17 protein-coding genes and 2 tRNA genes are annotated in these 16,605 nt (G+C 71.2%); 6 read left to right on the top strand and 13 right to left on the bottom strand.

Annotated elements, in window-relative coordinates:
• Window positions 1–123: 123 nt before the first annotated feature.
• From AC2A1K_RS25640 to AC2A1K_RS25630, 3 genes are all read right to left on the bottom strand, one after another.
• Window positions 124–420, bottom strand: a complete 297-nt coding sequence (locus AC2A1K_RS25640; RefSeq protein ID WP_483899164.1) for a DUF6457 domain-containing protein — start codon at window positions 418–420, stop codon at window positions 124–126.
• Window positions 421–502: 82 nt separating this feature from the next.
• Complete coding sequence (locus AC2A1K_RS25635) at window positions 503–649, bottom strand: MFS transporter small subunit (RefSeq protein WP_483899163.1); 147 nt, start codon at window positions 647–649, stop codon at window positions 503–505.
• Window positions 646–2,013 carry an OFA family MFS transporter gene (locus AC2A1K_RS25630; RefSeq protein ID WP_483899162.1) on the bottom strand — a complete coding sequence of 456 codons (1,368 nt, stop codon included), beginning with the start codon at window positions 2,011–2,013 and terminating at the stop codon, window positions 646–648. The genes AC2A1K_RS25635 and AC2A1K_RS25630 overlap by 4 nt, the downstream gene beginning before the upstream one ends.
• A gap of 110 nt (window positions 2,014–2,123) precedes the next feature.
• Between AC2A1K_RS25630 and fdhD the strand changes: the two genes are divergently transcribed.
• Together fdhD and AC2A1K_RS25620 are read left to right on the top strand one after the other, a co-directional pair.
• Window positions 2,124–2,981 (top strand): formate dehydrogenase accessory sulfurtransferase FdhD, encoded by an 858-nt coding sequence (gene fdhD / locus AC2A1K_RS25625; RefSeq protein ID WP_483899161.1) that lies wholly within the window; start codon window positions 2,124–2,126, stop codon window positions 2,979–2,981.
• A 116-nt stretch (window positions 2,982–3,097) separates the two neighbouring features.
• A complete protein-coding gene (locus tag AC2A1K_RS25620; RefSeq protein WP_483899160.1) occupies window positions 3,098–4,033 on the top strand; it encodes an alpha/beta hydrolase in 936 nt (311 codons plus the stop codon).
• 59 nt (window positions 4,034–4,092) lie between these two features.
• Here the strand turns inward: AC2A1K_RS25620 and clpX are convergent, their stop codons facing one another.
• The 4 genes from clpX to tig all read right to left on the bottom strand — a co-directional run bounded on the left by clpX (window position 4,093) and on the right by tig (window position 8,632).
• The gene (gene clpX / locus AC2A1K_RS25615) at window positions 4,093–5,379 is read right to left on the bottom strand and encodes an ATP-dependent Clp protease ATP-binding subunit ClpX (RefSeq protein ID WP_274284169.1); all 1,287 of its coding nucleotides are present in this window, start codon (window positions 5,377–5,379) and stop codon (window positions 4,093–4,095) included.
• Window positions 5,380–5,643: 264 nt separating this feature from the next.
• Window positions 5,644–6,297, bottom strand: a complete 654-nt coding sequence (locus tag AC2A1K_RS25610; protein WP_483899159.1) for an ATP-dependent Clp protease proteolytic subunit — start codon at window positions 6,295–6,297, stop codon at window positions 5,644–5,646.
• 17 nt (window positions 6,298–6,314) lie between these two features.
• Window positions 6,315–6,917, bottom strand: coding sequence for an ATP-dependent Clp protease proteolytic subunit (locus tag AC2A1K_RS25605; RefSeq protein WP_483899194.1), 603 nt, complete (start codon window positions 6,915–6,917; stop codon window positions 6,315–6,317).
• A 197-nt stretch (window positions 6,918–7,114) separates the two neighbouring features.
• Complete coding sequence (gene tig / locus AC2A1K_RS25600; RefSeq protein WP_483899158.1) at window positions 7,115–8,632, bottom strand: trigger factor; 1,518 nt, start codon at window positions 8,630–8,632, stop codon at window positions 7,115–7,117.
• Between the two features lie 607 nt (window positions 8,633–9,239).
• On the opposite strand from tig, the gene AC2A1K_RS25595 reads away from it, so the two are divergent.
• A complete protein-coding gene (locus AC2A1K_RS25595) occupies window positions 9,240–10,022 on the top strand; it encodes a pentapeptide repeat-containing protein (RefSeq protein ID WP_483899157.1) in 783 nt (260 codons plus the stop codon).
• On the opposite strand, the gene AC2A1K_RS25590 is transcribed toward AC2A1K_RS25595, so the two are convergent.
• The 3 genes from AC2A1K_RS25590 to AC2A1K_RS25580 all read right to left on the bottom strand — a co-directional run bounded on the left by AC2A1K_RS25590 (window position 10,023) and on the right by AC2A1K_RS25580 (window position 11,469).
• A complete protein-coding gene (locus tag AC2A1K_RS25590) occupies window positions 10,023–10,379 on the bottom strand; it encodes a DUF4180 domain-containing protein (protein ID WP_483899156.1) in 357 nt (118 codons plus the stop codon).
• Between the two features lie 319 nt (window positions 10,380–10,698).
• Window positions 10,699–10,893, bottom strand: coding sequence for a helix-hairpin-helix domain-containing protein (locus AC2A1K_RS25585; protein ID WP_483899155.1), 195 nt, complete (start codon window positions 10,891–10,893; stop codon window positions 10,699–10,701).
• A gap of 502 nt (window positions 10,894–11,395) precedes the next feature.
• Window positions 11,396–11,469 (bottom strand) — tRNA-Pro (locus tag AC2A1K_RS25580).
• A 384-nt stretch (window positions 11,470–11,853) separates the two neighbouring features.
• Here AC2A1K_RS25580 and AC2A1K_RS25575 point away from each other — a divergent pair.
• Both AC2A1K_RS25575 and AC2A1K_RS25570 read left to right on the top strand, forming a co-directional pair.
• Window positions 11,854–11,927 (top strand) — tRNA-Gly (locus AC2A1K_RS25575).
• A 142-nt stretch (window positions 11,928–12,069) separates the two neighbouring features.
• Window positions 12,070–12,603, top strand: a complete 534-nt coding sequence (locus AC2A1K_RS25570; RefSeq protein ID WP_483899154.1) for a GNAT family N-acetyltransferase — start codon at window positions 12,070–12,072, stop codon at window positions 12,601–12,603.
• Between the two features lie 63 nt (window positions 12,604–12,666).
• Here AC2A1K_RS25570 and AC2A1K_RS25565 read toward each other — a convergent pair whose 3' ends face one another.
• Entirely contained in the window at window positions 12,667–13,176 is a 510-nt protein-coding gene (locus AC2A1K_RS25565; protein WP_483899193.1) for a tyrosine-type recombinase/integrase, read from the bottom strand.
• 167 nt (window positions 13,177–13,343) lie between these two features.
• Between AC2A1K_RS25565 and AC2A1K_RS25560 the strand changes: the two genes are divergently transcribed.
• Complete coding sequence (locus AC2A1K_RS25560) at window positions 13,344–13,703, top strand: hypothetical protein (protein WP_483899153.1); 360 nt, start codon at window positions 13,344–13,346, stop codon at window positions 13,701–13,703.
• A gap of 691 nt (window positions 13,704–14,394) precedes the next feature.
• Here the strand turns inward: AC2A1K_RS25560 and AC2A1K_RS25555 are convergent.
• Together AC2A1K_RS25555 and AC2A1K_RS25550 are read right to left on the bottom strand one after the other, a co-directional pair.
• The gene (locus AC2A1K_RS25555) at window positions 14,395–15,357 is read right to left on the bottom strand and encodes a DMT family transporter (protein ID WP_483899152.1); all 963 of its coding nucleotides are present in this window, start codon (window positions 15,355–15,357) and stop codon (window positions 14,395–14,397) included.
• Between the two features lie 47 nt (window positions 15,358–15,404).
• Window positions 15,405–16,577, bottom strand: a complete 1,173-nt coding sequence (locus AC2A1K_RS25550; protein WP_483899151.1) for a serine hydrolase domain-containing protein — start codon at window positions 16,575–16,577, stop codon at window positions 15,405–15,407.
• Between the last annotated feature and the right edge of the window lie 28 nt (window positions 16,578–16,605).

The following is a 16,605-nucleotide window of genomic DNA, read 5'->3' as shown; positions in this document are numbered from 1 at the left end:
GCGTCGGCGTCACCGGACGCGTCCTGATCGCCCCATCGGGTCGAGCTGCGCTGCGCTGCGTCTCCCTGGGAGACTGCGCCCCACCGGTCGTCAGACATCGCCTCCGATGTTACGGCCGTCTGCTCAGTCGATCCCGCTCCGCTCCGCTTCGCGTCCGTACTCCCGAGCGCGCGCGGCCAGCCGATCGGCAAGCCCCTGCGCGAGCTCCGGCTCCCCCGGCCCCGACCCCGCCGCCCGTCCCACGGCGAGACCCAGCAGGTAGGCGCTGATCGGGGCCGCGGGCCGGGCGACGCCGTGGGCGACGTCCTTGGTCATGTCGAGGACGAGCGGCGAGACGACCTCGGGATCGACCAGCTCACCGAGCTCGGAGATGCCCAGCTCGCGGGTGACCTCGTCGATCCAGTCGTGAAGGGTGCTCACCGCCCCAGTGTCACCCGGGCCCGAGGGGGTCGGACGGCAGAGGGAGGAACGACCCTGGGGATCGGTCTCCGGGGAGGGATCGTCAGAACAGCGCCGGCACCTTGAGCAGCAGGGAGTAGACGCCGTAGAGGAACGGAAGCCCCACCCAGACCCACGCGAAGACCGTGAGCACCGTGCGGTTCGGCGTGGAGCCGTCCTCGGTGCGGGCCGAGGTCGTGTCCTGGCTCATCGGGAGGCTCCTTCGGTCGAGGCGGTCGGCTCTCGAGCCGCATCGGGCACGTAGTGCTTCGGATCCACGGGGCGAACCAGCTCGTTGGCGACGAACCCGATGACGAGCAGGCCGGTCATGATCGAGAACGAGACGACGTAGCGGGAGGGCCCGGTGCCCTCGGGACCCTGCGCCTCGACGATCGAGTTCACGATCAGCGGCCCGAGTACGCCCGCCGCCGACCACGCGGTGAGCAGCCGGCCGTGGATGGCGCCCACCTCATAGGTCCCGAAGAGGTCCTTGAGGTAGGCAGGGATCGTCGCGAAGCCCGCGCCGTAGAACGACAGGATCAGCAGCGCCGCGATGAGGAAGAGGACCTTGTTCGAGTTGCCGAGGAGCAGGATCGCGACATACAGCAGGGCACCGACTCCGAGGTAGAGGCGGTAGATGTTCTTGCGCCCGACGATGTCCGACGTCGAGGACCAGACGAAGCGACCGATCATGTTCGCGAGCGACAGGATCGCGACGAAGGCCGCAACGGCGGAGGTGAGCTGCTGAGCGGCCGTAGCCTGTCCGAAGTACTCGCGGTAGAGCGGTTCCGCCTTCTCCAGCAGACCGATGCCGGCGGTGACGTTGAAGCACAGAATCACCCAGAGCAGCCAGAACTGCGGAGTCCTCAGGGCGCCGGTGGCCGACACCGCGGGGCCACGGTCGGCGGCACCCTCCTGGGCTGCCGAGGGAGCGTTCGGCGGGCGCCAGTCGTCCGCCGGCACCCTGACCAGCAGCCAGCCGAGCGACATGAAGATCGCGTAGGCGATACCCATGACGAGGAAGGTCGAGGCGACGCCGCTCGAGGTGCGCCCGAAGGCGCTGAGCAACCCGTTCGACAGCGGCTGCGCGACCAGCGCGCCACCGCCGAAGCCCATGATCGCGATGCCGGTGGCCATCCCGGGACGGTCGGCGAACCACTTGATCAACGTGGAGACCGGCGAGATGTAGCCGATGCCGAGCCCGACGCCTCCGACGAACCCGTATCCCACGACGACCAACCAGAACTGGCCGACCGCGACTCCCAGCGCGGAGATGAGGAAACCGCTCGAGAAACAGACGGTGGAGACGAACATGGCCCAGCGCGGCCCACGGCGCTCCACCTGGGTGCCGAAGGTCGCTGCCGACAGCCCGAGCATCACGATGGCCAGCTGGAACGGTAGGGCAGTCGCCGTGCCCGAGAGCCCCTCGGCATCGATCAGGCCCTGCTTGAGGATGCTCCAGGCGTAGGCCTGACCGATCGCGAGGTGGACGGCCAGGGCAGCCGGCGGGACGAGCCAGCGACTCCACCCCGGTGGTGCGACGATGGCGGAACGATCGAAGAAGCCGCCGGCCATGGAAGAGCTCCCTTCGCCGACCCGTTGTCGTGAAGGGCCGACTACCCGGTCGGACGAAGGGTCACACTCCGAACACACACAGCGAACTCACGACCCGACGGAGGGCGCACATGGGACGCGTGACGGTGAAGCGCCCGGTGCTGCGCATCGTCGACGGTGAGACGCGGCGCCGCCCGGACACCCTCGCCGCCGAGGAACCCCTGGAGATCCGGGTCGGCGGGCGTCCGCTCGCCGTCACGATGCGCACGCCGGGCCACGACGTCGAGCTCGCGCACGGTTTCCTGCTCACCGAGGGCGTCATCGGCGACCGCGAGGACGTCTCGACGGCGCGCTACTGCGACTCGGTCGACGAGCACGGCCGCAACACCTACAACGTGCTCGACGTCGCCCTCGCCCCCGGTGTGGCGCCCCCGGACGACTCGGTGGAGCGGCGCTTCTACACGACGTCGTCGTGCGGGGTGTGCGGGAAGGCGTCGCTCGACGCCGTGCGCACGAGGACGCGCTTCGCGCCGGGCGACGACCCGGTCACCCTGACCCCCGAGCTCCTGTCCGGCCTGCCCGACGCGCTGCGCGAGGCCCAGGCCGTCTTCGACAGCACCGGCGGGCTGCACGCCGCGGGCCTCTTCCGGGCCGACGGGACGCTCCTGGTCGCCCGCGAGGACGTGGGACGGCACAACGCCGTCGACAAGGTCCTCGGCCACGCGTTGCTCGAGGGCGGCGTCCCGGCCACGGGCACGGTCCTCGTGGTGTCGGGGCGCGCGTCGTTCGAGCTGACCCAGAAGGCCGTGATGGCCGGGGTGCCGGTGCTCGCCGCCGTGTCCGCGCCCTCGTCGCTCGCGGTCGAGACGGCCCGCGAGACCGGGATGACGCTGGTGGGGTTCCTGCGGGGCCGCTCGATGAACGTCTACGCGGGGGCGCAGCGGATCGTCACCGTGGATGCTCCCCTGGTCGGTGCGGACGGCACGTAACGCCGCCCGAGGCGCCCGCGACGCCCCCCGTGTGGACGCGGCCGGGGAGCGCCGGTCGCGGCCCGTACGGTGACGTTCGCATCCCCGTACGCGTCCGAGCCAGGGAGGACATCGCCGTGCCGGCCCGACCGACCCGCCGCCAGTTCATCCTGGGCTCTGCCGGTGCTCTCGGGGTCGTCGGGGCCGTGGGGGTGGGCGGACTGCTCGTCGGCCAGGACAGCCCGGCGCCGCCGCCGCAGCGCATTCCCGATCCGCCCCGCCGCGGCGCGCCCACCGACGCGGTCAGCGCCACCGAGTGGGTCACCTCCGTCGCGCGCGGGCGCCGGGTGCGTCTCGTCACCGTGCTGCCGCCGGCGGCCGAGCGGAGCCGCCTGCCGGTGTGCGTGGCACTGCACGGCCTGCGCGGGAACGCGCGGTGGTGGGGAGAGGCCGGCAACCGCGGGATCCTCGGCGACGCCTGGAACGGCGGGGTGCCGCCGTTCGCCGTCGTCGGCGTCGACGGCGGGGACAACTACTGGCACCCCTACACCGCGACCGACGACCCGCTGCGCATGCTGCTCGAGGAGCTCCCGGTCTGGCTGCGGGAGCGCGGCCTCGCCACGACGCCCGCGGCCGGGGACCTGCCGGGCGAGCCGGCGATGGTGGCCGGCGTGTCCATGGGCGGCGCGGGCGCGTTCACCTACACCCGGGCGCGGATGCGGCTGCGCCGCCCGCTCCGTGCCGTGGCCGCGATCAGCCCAGGGCTGTTCACCGACTGGCGAGTGGCCTCGCGGCGTCCGTTCGCCGGGCGGTCGGACTGGGAGGCCAACGACCCCCTGCGCTTCTTCCCGGAGATCACGCCCGTGCCCGCCGGCGTCTGGTGCGGCGACCGCGACCCGTTCGTCGACGCCACGCGCCGCTACATCGGGCTCGCGCGCCCGGAGGTGGGGGCGATCAGCCCGGGACGCCACGACGGCATCTACTACGCGAAGGTGATGCCCGAGGTGGTCGGGTTCCTCGGCCGCCACGCGCGGGACGAGCCGGTCGGTTCCGGGGCGCGCCGGGCGGGCTGACAGCCCGCCGGGCCGACACCGTACGAAAGGATCGAGCTCCGGCTCCGTCCCGTCGCCCGTCAGGCGGACTTGTCCCGACGCTCCCGGCGCGAGGGCTGGCGCGGGACGATCGTCGGGTTGACGTTGTCCTTCACCGTCTGCTCGGTGACGACGACCTTGGCGACGTCGTCGCGACCCGGGATGTCGTACATGACCGGGTTGAGGACCTCTTCCATGATCGCGCGCAGACCGCGGGCGCCGGTGCCGCGCAGGATCGCGAGGTCGGCGATGGCCTCGAGCGCCTCGGGGGCGAACTCGAGCTCGACGCCGTCCATCTCGAAGAGCTTCTGGTACTGCTTGACCAGCGCGTTGCGCGGCTCGGTGAGGATCTGCACGAGGCTCGGCTGGTCGAGGTTCGACACCGAGGCGACGATCGGCACGCGGCCGATGAACTCGGGGATGAGGCCGAACTTGATGAGGTCCTCGGGCAGCGTGTCGCCGAACGACTCCGCCGACTCCATCTCGGCCTTCGACCGGATGTCCGCGCCGAAGCCGAGACCGCCGCGGCCGACGCGCTCGGCGATGATCTTCTCGAGCCCGGCGAACGCCCCCGCCACGATGAACAGCACGTTCGTCGTGTCGATCTGGATGAACTCCTGGTGCGGGTGCTTGCGCCCGCCCTGGGGCGGCACCGACGCCGTGGTGCCCTCGAGGATCTTCAGGAGAGCCTGCTGCACGCCCTCGCCGGAGACGTCGCGCGTGATGGAGGGGTTCTCCGACTTCCGCGCGATCTTGTCGACCTCGTCGATGTAGATGATGCCGGTCTCGGCGCGCTTGACGTCGTAGTCCGCGGCCTGGATCAGCTTGAGGAGGATGTTCTCGACGTCCTCGCCGACGTACCCGGCCTCGGTGAGCGCCGTGGCGTCGGCGATGGCGAACGGGACGTTCAGCAGCTTCGCGAGCGTCTGGGCGAGGTAGGTCTTGCCGCAGCCGGTGGGCCCGAGCATGAGGATGTTGGATTTCGCCAGCTCGACGACGTCCTCGTTGCGGCTGCCCTCGCGGTTCTTCTCGCCCGCCTGCACCCGCTTGTAGTGGTTGTAGACCGCCACCGAGAGCGTCTTCTTGGTGTCGTCCTGGCCGATCACGTACTGATCGAGGAACTCGTGGATCTCGGTCGGCTTCGGCAGCTCGTCGAGCTTGACCTCACCGGCCTCGGCGAGCTCCTCCTCGATGATCTCGTTGCACAGGTCGATGCACTCATCGCAGATGTACACCCCGGGACCGGCGATGAGCTTCTTGACCTGCTTCTGGCTCTTCCCGCAGAAGGAGCACTTCAGCAGGTCCCCGCCGTCACCGATGCGTGCCATCGCAGCAGACCTCGTGTCCCCTCCGGCGCACCCTGGTCGGTGCGCTCGTTCGTGGTTGACCGTACCTGCCCACCCCGTCGTCCGGGGAGGTTCGCGCCCAGTCGATCGTGCAGTGGATCGTGCAGGTCGCGGGCCCGGGACGCCGTACCGTCCACGCGCCCGTCGTCGCTCCCGCGACGGGCGGTCGGCCCGCTGCGCCCGGGTGCGACGACGTCCACCCCGCCCCCTCCCCGGAGGGTGCCGGGGAGTGAGGCGGCGAGGGTGTCAGCGCGAGGCCGAGAGCTTCCGGCTCGCGACCACGTCGTCGATGAGGCCGTACTCCTTGGCCTCCGGCGCGGTCAGGATCTTGTCGCGCTCCACGTCCGCGCGGATCTGCTCGGCACTGCGGTTGGTGTGCGCGGCGAGCGTCTCCTCCATGAGGCGGCGCATGCGCGAGATCTCGTTGGCCTGGATCTCCAGATCGGAGGCCTGGCCGTAGAAGCCCTCGGTGGCAGGCTGGTGGATCATCACGCGGGCGTTCGGCACGGCGAGACGCTTGCCGGGCGCGCCGGCGGCGAGGATCACCGCGGCGGCCGACGCGGCCTGGCCGAGGCACACCGTGGCGATGTCCGGGCGCACGTACTGCATCGTGTCGTAGATCGCCATGAGCGCCGTGAACGAGCCGCCGGGCGAGTTGATGTACATCGTGATGTCGCGGTCCGGGTCGTTCGACTCCAGGAACAGCAGCTGCGCCATCACGTCGTTCGCCGACGCGTCGTCGATCTGCACCCCGAGGAAGATGATCCTTTCCTCGAAGAGCTTGTTGTAGGGGTTGGACTCCTTGACGCCGTAGCTGGTGCGCTCGACGAAGGAGGGAAGGATGTAGCGCGCGTCCGGCGACGCCGGAGCCGTGCCGCCGGGCACGTGGAGCTCACTCATCTGCTCTGTCTCCTGTCTCAGGAACCGGACCCGTCGCCGTTGCTGCCGCGCTGCTCGCTCGCGCGCGTCACGACGTGGTCGATGAAGCCGTACTCGAGGGCCTCGTAGGGGTCGAACCAGCGGTCGCGGTCCGAGTCCTCGGTGATCCGCTCGAACGTCTGGCCGGTGTGCTCGGCGATCAGCTCGGCGAGCTGGCGCTTGAGCTTGCGCATCGACTCCGCGCGGATCGTGATGTCCGATTCCGTGCCGCCGAGGCCGCCGGAGGGCTGGTGCATCATGATCTGCGCGTGCGGCAGCGCGAGGCGCTTGCCGCGGGCCCCCGCCGAGAGCAGGAACTGCCCCATCGAGGCGGCGAGACCCATGGCGACCGTGGACACGTCCGGCTCGATCCACTCCATGGTGTCGTAGATCGCCATGCCGGCGGACACGGAGCCACCCGGCGAGTTGATGTAGAGCGTGATGTCGCTCTTCGGGTCCTCGGCCGAGAGCAGCAGCAGCTGGGCCGAGATCTGGTTGGCGATGGTGTCGTTGACTTCCTGGCCCAGGACCACGATGCGCTCCCGGAGGAGGCGCTCGTAGACCGAGTCGTTGAGCGACATCGACCCGCCGGCGGTGCGCATGACCGCCCCGGCCGGGTCGGTGAGGTGCTGGGTCACCTGTGTCCCTGCTTTCTTCGCTGAGGTGATCGGTCTGGCGTCGGTCGGGCCCACCGACCTCGACAGTAACCACCGGAGCGGGCCGGACAGTCCGTCGACGGGCCGTGTTCGCTCCTGGCCGATGGATCGCCCAGGAGCGTGGGCCGAGCGCGCCGGTGAGGTCAGGCGCGGGACGTGGAGTCCGGCGCGCCGACGACCTCGGTGTCGACCGAGCCGTCGGCCTCCACCTGCGAGCTGGGCGACTCCGGGTCGCTCGCGTCGGAGTCGGCGTCGGCCACCTGGGTGGCCTCGTCGGTGGGCCCGGCGGCCGCGTCGGCGCCCTCGGTGGCGGCAGCGTCGGCAGCGTCCTCGTCGTCACCGGCGGTGCCGAACAGCTCCGAGAGGTCGACCTCGGAGCCCCCGGGACCGGTGATCGTCGCGGCCTGCACGACGGTGGCGAGCGCCTTGCCCCGCCGGACGTCGGCGAAGATCGCGCCGAGCTGGTTGGCCTGCTGCGCCTGCTGGATGTACTCCTCGGGGCTCACCCCGAAGCGCTGGGCCTGCATCATGATGCGTTCCATCAGCTCGTTCTGCTCGACCTGGACGTTCGCCTCGTCGGCGATCTTGTCGAGGAGCAGCTGGGTCTTCACGGCCTGCTCGGCGTTGGTGCGCAGCTCGGTGTCGAACTCCTCGCGGGTCTGGCCCTGGGACTCGACGTACTCGGTGAGCTTCTGCTCGTCGTGGTCGAACTCGTGGACGGCCTCGTGGGCACGGACCTCGACCTCGGACTGCACGACCGACTCGGGCAGCGGCACGTCGGCCGCCTCGAGCAGGGCGTCGAGCACGCGGTCGCGCGCCTGGCTGCCCTGCTCCATCTTCTTGACGCGCCCGTAGCGGGTGCGCAGGTCGTCCTTGAGCTCGTCGAGCGTGTCGAACTCGCTCGCGAGCTGGGCGAACTCGTCGTCGGCCTCGGGGAGCTGGCGCTCCTTGACCGTCTGCACCGAGACGGTGACCTCGGCGTCCTGGCCGGCGTGGTCGCCGGCGACGAGCCGGGTGGTGAACTGCTTGGTCTCGCCGGCGCTCATGCCCTCGAGCGCCTCGTCGAGGCCCTCGATGAGCTGGCCGGACCCGACCTCGTGCGACATCCCCGTCGTCTGGGCCTCCTCGACGGCCTCGCCGTCGACGGTGGCCGACAGGTCGATGACGACGAAGTCACCGTTCTGCACGGCGCGCTCGACCCCGGTGAGCGTGCCGAAGCGCGCCTGCAGGCCCTTGAGCTGCTCGTCGACGTCGTCGTCGGTGACCTCGGCGTCGTCGACCTCCACGGCGATCGTGGTGTAGTCGGGCACCGTGATCTCGGGCCGGATGTCGACCTCGGCCGTGAAGGCGAGCTTGTCGCCGTCCTCGATCTCGGTGACCTCGATCTCGGGCTGGCCGAGCGGCTGGACCTCGGCCTCGGTGACGGCCTCGCCGTACTTGGCGGGCACGGCCTCGTTGACGACCTCCTCCAGCACGACGCCGCGGCCCAGGCGCTGGTCGAGGATGCGCGCGGGCGCCTTCCCGGGGCGGAAGCCCGGAATGCGCACCTGCTGCGCGATCTTCTTGTAGGCCTTGTCGAAGGTGGGCTTGAGCTCGTCGAAGGGCACCTCGACGGCGAGTTTGACGCGCGTCGGCGACAGGTGCTCGACGGTGGACTTCACTGGTCGTCTCTCCTCGGGGCAGGGCCATCGTGCGCTCGTGCGGTGACCTGCCCGCACCCCCAGGGCGTACGGGCGGGTCGGTCCGTGGCGTGACGCGGGAGGCCGTCCTCACCGCTCACGGTCGAGGAGCACCGGCGAGCCGGTGCCTGTACCTGCTGACGCGCCCGCCCGGGCGTGGCGGCGAGTCTAGACGTGACCCCCGACCGTTCGCCGTGGCGCCCGTGCCGACACGTTCCGGGCGCCGTCGATCTCGCCGGGCCGACCGCCGATCTCATGATCACCGTGCGTGTCACGGGCGCCCGCCGTCGCGCAGCGCCGCCCGTCTCCCGCACCGGGCATCGTGTCGCTCGTCCGGGCCGCGACACGCCGAGGAATGCCACCGTTCGGAGCACAGAGCACGTCCCCACCGCGCCGCGGGACACGTCCGGGTCGGCCTGGCACGGTGGGGACGCCTCGCACACCGCTCCCCAGCCGCGGGGCCCGCCATGAGGAGGGACATGAGCCCCATGAAGAAGATCCGTGCCAACATCGAGCGTGCCCTCGAGACGTTCGAGGTCCTCGCCGGCTACGGCACCAAGCGTCGCAAGCGCGCCCGACGCTGACTCCTGTGTCGGAGTCGGCGGCGACCCCACCGAGGTCGGCGGACTGCTCCCGCTGCCTGGCGCTCTGCTGCGTCGGGCCGTCGTTCGCCGCCTCGGCCGACTTCGCCGTCGACAAACCCGCCCGCACCCCCTGCCGCCACCTGCGCCCCGACGACGGGTGCGGCATCCACGACCGGCTCCGCGCCCGCGGCTTCCCGGGCTGCGCCGTGTTCGACTGTTTCGGTGCCGGTCAGCAGGTCGTCCAGGTGGCGTTCGGCGGCGCCGCGGTCCGGGTGCCGTCGATGTTCGACGCCCTCGAGGTCCTGCGCCCGCTGCACGAGGTCCTCGCCCTCCTCGACGAGGCCACCCGCTCACCGGTGGGCGCCGGGGCCGTCGAGCTCCGGGGACAGGTCGAGGAGATGGTGGCGCGGCCCGCCACCGCGCTCGGTGACATCGACGTCGGTGCCGTGCGGCGGGAGGCCGGCGCGCTGTTCGACGACCTCGTGGCCGCCGCGCACGCCGGGCGGCCGGGCGTGGACCTGCGTGGTGCCGACCTCCTCGGCGCCGACCTGCGTCGCCGGGATCTGCGCTCCGCCCGGCTGCGCGGCGCGCTGCTCGTCGGGGCCGACCTGCGCCGGGTCGACCTCGACCGCGCCGAGCTCCTCGGCGCCGACCTGCGGGGCGCCGACGTCCGCGGCGCGCGGCTCGCGGGCGCGCTGCTGCTCACCGGCCCGCAGCTCGAGGCCGCCCGCGGGGACGCGGCGACGACCGTGCCCGGCCACCTCGCGCGGCCGGAGCACTGGGCGTGATCACGCCCCGCTGAGCCGCTGCTCCAGTTCGTCGAGGTCGGCGACGAACCAGAGCTCGCGGCCCCTGTTGGCCTCGCGCACCCAGTCGTCGACAGGCCCGGACGTGTCGCTCAGCGCGCCGACGATCACCAGACGGAGCCGGTAGTTCACGAACTTCTGCACGATCGCGCCGGCGACCCCGTTCGAGAGCTGCGCGAACGCCGGGTCGAGCCGCTCCACCGGTACGGCGACGACGTCGGCCTCGGTGCCGTAGGTGTCCCCGATGACGTCGAGCGCGCTCGCCTCGTCGCGCAGGATCGGGCCGTCGCGGTCGAGAACCTGCACGCGGACGCCGTGGAGCTCGGAGATCGTGGTCACGACGCGATCCTCTCGTGGCGGGCGACCCGATTCGGAGCTGGAGTGGCGGCCCTGCCGGTGAAGAGCCACCTGTCACGGCAGGGCCGCCCGGGGCGGCTGCTGCGTGAACCGCTGCCCGCATGGTGCCCGGTGATCCGAACGAAGCGGACACGGGGGGAACCCGTCGCGGGCGCCCCGGGTCGACCATCGTCAGCACGTTCAGGCCCGTCTCCGGCCCTGGACGCGGGACGTGCTCGAGGTTCGCGTCGACGTACTCGACCGGGAAGCCCTGCCACGGCTCGATGGTCGTGTCGATGACGGTCAGCTCGACGGGCGCGCGTCAGGACAACTGCATCCCCCGCTCCGCGAGCGCTTCCCCCAGCAGCCGGATCGCCTTCGGCCCGACGCCGTGCAGGGCGAGGAGGTCCTTCGCGACGACGCCGTCGAGCTGCTCGAGACGCGTGTTCCCCGCCTCGAGGAGCGCGCCCGTCGCCGGGCGCCCGATGCTGCGCGGGAGATCGACGTCCTCGGTCACGAGGAAACCGTACGAAGCGGGCGGCGTTGTGGCGAGAGGCGCGTGCGGCCGGCGTTCGAGCGTGGTGATCATGCGTGTCGTGCCGGTCGCGGGCCATGCTCCGCCCGGATGCTCCGGGAACGCTGCCAGATCGGGTTCGACGAGCACCTGGAGCGATCTCCAGTCGGGCGCCCGCCCGAAGCGTCGATCGCGCGCCGGTCCCGGGGCCGGCCCGTGCGGGCGGCGGCCGGATCGTCGGGCGGGTCCCCGCGCGGCCGCATCCGCACCTGCGCCCGTATCACCGGGACGACGACGGGCGGCGACGCCGACGACCACGGCGATCAGCAGGAACGGTCCCAGCAGGGCGACGGTCCGCTCACCCACGACGGCCCCCGATCTCCACGAGCCGCACCGTGATCGACGGTCCGGCTGTGCGCGGATCGGCAGGCGCCCTCCCACGGATCGGCGGTGGGGAGATCCTCTTCGGTGCCTCCGGCGGTCGTGGTCACGCCGGCCGGCACGGTCGGGGTGGCGGGATTCGAACCCACGGCCCCTCGCTCCCAAAGCGAGTGCGCTACCAAGCTGCGCCACACCCCGTGACGGTAAGTCTAGGGGCGAGGCGCGGGGACCGCGGAGGCGCCGCTGCCTCCCGGTCAGGTGTCGCGCCGGACGTCAGTCCAGCCCGCGGACGATGTGGTCGTCCTCCGTGCCCTCGACCCTGTCGACGACCTCTGTTGCGGTGATCATCATCTTTCTCCCTCCCACGTCGCGACTGCTCTCCCCATGGTGGCGAGGAGTAGACACCTACCGTCGCGTATTCGTAGGACGTCACTCTCGGCTGATCGTTCCAGTCGATCGGTCAAGAGTCTTTCCGGATCGTTCAGGAAGTCGTCGAGGCCTCGTCGCCCGCCGTTTCCACAGGACGTACCTCGACCCACCGGACAGGGCGGGGAGGGGCCATCCGCTACGGTGGAACCCGCCGCGGGCGTAGCTCAATGGTAGAGCCCCAGTCTTCCAAACTGGCTACGCGGGTTCGATTCCCGTCGCCCGCTCCACAGCAACACCGCAGGTCAGCGCAGCGTCGACCACGGCGGCGTGTCGTGGCACTTGCTCCTGGGCCCTTCGTTGTGCGATGAGCGTGCGATCAGCCCGAGGCTTCGAGGCTCTCCCGAAGGCCGTGTCAGGCACCCTCGGTGCATGGTCCAGATCGCCGGCAGCCGGGTCACTCTGCGCGCCTTCGAGCCCTCCGACGTCGAGGTCGCTTGGCGCTGGAGGCACGATCCCGCCGTCGTGCGTTGGTTGGAGACCGGGCGTCCGGAGTCGTTCCACCAGTTCCAGAGCCGATTCGACGAGGTCACACGTCCTCGTTACGAGCGCCTCGACCTCGCCATCGAGCCCCTCGACGACCGCACGCTGGTCGGGCTCGTCGGTCTGCGGGGTGCCACACCCGAGATGGGCGACGCCGAGCTTGCGGTCTACATCGGCGAGACCGACTACTGGGGTCGGGGTCTCGCCACCGACGCCGTCCGCACCATCTGCCGCTACGGCTTCGACGTCATGCGTCTGCACAAGATCTGGCTCAGCGTGTTCCCCCAGAACGAGAGCGCTCGCCACGTGTACGACAAGCTCGGGTTCGTCGAAGAGGGCCGGTTGCGCGAGGGCTACCGTGCCGAAGGCGCCTGGCACGACAAGCTGATCATGGGTCTCCTCTCCCACGAGCTGCGAGACTGACGCTGACAGGGACGCCCTGTACCGGACACGCGGACGCTAGGACGCCGCCGCATCGTCGTCCTCCTACTCTTCCTCGTCCTCTTCAGTCGACCGCACTCGCTCGACGTGAGCGCTGAGGCTGTCCGCGACCGCCCAGTCCCGGTCGTCGCTGGCGTGCTGGTAGATCAGCGCTGCGCGCATCGACGCGTGGCCCATACGCCGCGTCAGCTCCCGTGTGCTGACGCCCGAGATCGCCGCGAGCTGGTTGCCCGTGTGCCGCAGGTCGTGGACGTGGAACCCGGCAGGTAGCCCGACCTTGAGCACCGTCTTCGTCCATGCCGTCTTCCGGTGGACGTTGCCCCGACACAGCGCCGCGCCTCGCGCTCCGGTGAACTGCAGGCCTGCGGGGCCCGGCTCGCCGAAGCGCTCGACGTGCTCGGCCAGCTCCTCGACCAGGACGTCAGGCAACGCAACGCCCCGGACACCTGCCTCCGACTTCGGAGGCCCGACGACCATCTCCCCGCCCTGGGTCTGTCCGGGCCGCAGTGCGATCAGCTCACCCGCCAGCCCGGTGAACGCCACCGCCAGGACCAGCGCCCGGGAGCGCCCCGGGAGCGCGGCCCGGAGGCAAAGACCTGCGGGACCGAGGCGAACGGTCGCTCCGTGTTCGGTGCTGGCCAGCGCCCTTGATGCGGCACGGGTTCCGTGTCACACGCCCGTGGTCGACCGCTGTCGTCATCACCGCATGCAGGAACCTCATCATGCGCACTCGTCGTGACCTGCTCACCACCTGGGAGAACTGGTCGGCCCGCGACACCCTGGCCCCCGCCCGCGACCGCGTCACCACCGACGAAGCCCGTGAGAAGCTGCACCGTGCCTTCGACTGCACGCCCGAAGTCGACGCGCTCGACGCCCTGCGAGACGCCGCCGAGCTGGTCTCGCTGCTCGCCGGCTGGCAGTGGCAAACCGTCCACGCCGCCCGACGAGTCGGCGCCACGTGGGAACAGATCGCCAACGCCACCAACACCACCGTCGACGAGGCCCCGGGCGACTACGCCGCCGCCATCGAGCGCCAGGTGAACATCGGCGTGGACGTCACCGGCTACCGGGCGGTCCGGTGACCGTGCCGCTCTCGCGAGCCAATGCGGGGAAAGCTTCCCGCAGCGCTCCCCACTCCTGCCACTTCCCGATCAACCACGCTGCGACTTCCGCCTCGGTCATCCCGGGGAACTCGTCCATGAACGCCCGCAGTGTCCGGACAGCCTCCTCACGGTCGAGACCCTTCACCGCGGCGACCTCCAGGTACCCCTGCCGCGCAGCAGTAGGCCTGCCGCCACCAGCACCACGGCCCGGCAACTCGGCTCGCCAACGCATCACGTCGTCCAATCGCTCTGGCTCCCAGCCCGGCACTCCGTCCACTACGACGTCTGGGGCCGGGAACGGGTGGGAGGAATCGGGTCCATACCGGGCTCGCCACTTATGCACAGCGTGGCGTGTCACGCCCAGTCGCCCAGCCAGACCGACGACGCCGAGGTAGCAACGTGCCACGCCTTGTCGCCCCCGCTTCGACCCACGGGACTTCGCTCTGGGCAACAAGCTAGAGCCACAGTCGAACTTCGTCAACGGCCGAGACAACGTTGGACTTCGCGGCATCGTCGTGCGATCGGCGTGCGATGAGAGGAGCGGTCAACCAGGATCTGACGGGGATCGACCCGCCGGGCTCGGGCCCTGGTCGTGCCCTCTGATCCGAGGCAGGCGCGTCCTCACCGGCCGGCCTCGTCGTCGACTTCCTCGACGCCGAGGGCGTCGCGGTCATGCGGGATCCGCACGGGCACCTGTTCTGCCTCTTCGTCCCGGGCGCGTGAGCAGTCCGAGCCCGACGTACATGCCGACGAGCGCCACCGCGAGCCCGGCGACGGCGTGGAGCGTGAGCGACTCGCCCAGGATCGGGGCGGCGGCGAGCGCGGTCACCGCGGGGACGAGGTTGAGCAGCGAGCTGACGTGCACCGTCGAGCGCCACCGCAGCAGCACGAACATCAGCACGAACGCCCCCGCCGAGTTCACGACGCCGAGCCAGAGCGAGGCCCACCAGCCGGTCGCGTCGGCGGGCAGCCAGGCCGCGCCGAGGAACGGCATCGCGGCGGCGGTGACGACCAGCGAGGTCCCCATCTGCACCGCGACGCTCGTGGCGACGGGCGTGTCGTCGTTGAACCGCTTCTGGTACAGCGTCCCGGCGGCCATCGACAGCGCGCCCAGCACCGGCAGCGCGATCGTCCCGCCGAGGTCCCCGCCGAGCCGGTCGGACAGAACGATGTAGACCCCGCAGGCCCCGATGACCAGCCCGGTCACGGGCGCCGCGCCGAGGCGCGTGGAGAGCACCAGCGGTGTGAGCAGGCCGACGAGCAACGGCGCCATGCCCAGCACGAGGCTGGTGACGCCGGCCGGCACGCCGGCGGCGAGCCCCGCGTAGCAGAAGGCGAACTGCCCGACCTGCAGCAGCAGCGCCGTCACCACCAGGTGGACCCACGCCCGCCCGCGCGGCGGGGCAGGGCCCATGGCGACGACGGCGACCAGCACCACGACCAGCGCGACGAGGAATCGCCACAGCAGCACCGTCGGCACCGCCATGTGCGCGGTGGCGATCTTGCCGGCGATGAAGCCCGACGCGTAGACGGGCACGAACAGGGTGCTGAGCACCGGGACCAGCCAGGTCCGCGACGGTCCCGCGACGGCGACTCGCGGTGCCACGGGGCCGACGCGCCTGTCGCGGAGCATGGCCCCCAGTCCATAGCCCCGCTAACGACAACGCAAACGGTATCCGGTCACAACGCTGCGTAGAGCGCCGACTCGAAGTCGCCGTAGAGCTTCCACGCCTCGTGCTCGGAGATGAACGGCAGCGAGTTCGTGTAGATCGACGCGCAGATGCCCGTCGTGCGGTCGACCCAGAAGTGCGTGTTGAGCAGGCCGGCCCACGCACCGCTCCACGCCCGGCGGCGCCCGGGGACGTCGTCGGTGTTGAGCAGGAGCCCGTAGCCCCAGGTGAAGCCGGGCCCGAGGTGCAGGGTGTCGGTGGTCGCCGGGTCGGCGGTCGCGATCTCCTCGGGCAGCGGGATGCCGCCGAGCTGGTCGGAGAACGCGGCGTCCACCGTCTCCTGGCGCAGGATGCGCGCCCCGTCGAGCTCGCCGCCGCGCAGGAGGGCCCGCTCGAAGCGGATGTAGTCGCGGGGCGTCGAGTGGAGGCCGTGCCCGGCGGGCCACCACTCCGGGTAGTCGGGGAGGAAGTTGCCGGCCGACATCCACGCCCCGTCCTCGCCGCGCACGTGCACGGGGGTCTTGTTGCCCTGCCGCGCGTCGTCGAGGGCGAACATGGTGTCGTCCATGCCGAGCGGGCCGGTGACGTTCTCCTTGATCACCACGTCGAGCGTGGTGCCCGCGACGGCCTCGACGACGAGCCCGAGCCAGTCGGTGTTGATGCCGTACTCGTAGCGCGAGCCGGGGTCGGCGACCATCGGCGCGAAGAGGGCGCGCCGGTCGCCGGGCACGACGTTCGGCACGCCGGTGACCTGTTCGTACCGGCCGATGTCGGCGTTCCAGAACCAGTAGCTCAGCCCCGAGGTGTGGGTGACGAGGTGGCGGACCGTCGCCTTGCGCGCGGGCGTGCGCAGCTTCGGGGTGTCGCCGTCGAAGCCCTCGAGGACCTGAATCTCCGCGAACGACGGGACGTACTCCTCGACCGGCGCGTCGAGGTCCAGCTGGCCTCGTTCCACCTGTTGCAGGGCGGTGGTCGTGGCGACCATCTTGGTCATCGACATGATCCGGAAATGAGTGCCGCCCGAGACCTGGTCGGGCTCCCCGACGGCGCGCGGGCCTGCTCCGCCCTCGTAGAACACGCCGTCGGCGTCGGCGGCGATGGCGACGACGTGCGGCACGTCCCCGGCGTCGACCGCTCCCTGCAGCACCTTGTCGATCCCGGCGCCGTCGATCGTCCTGCTCATGGTGTGAACCTCCTGGAGTGACCGGCGG

This window comes from Actinomycetospora sp. 2LY8.5, from assembly GCF_057180585.1.
Note: the sequence above shows the minus strand (reverse complement) of the source record. Positions and strands in the feature narration are given on the sequence as shown.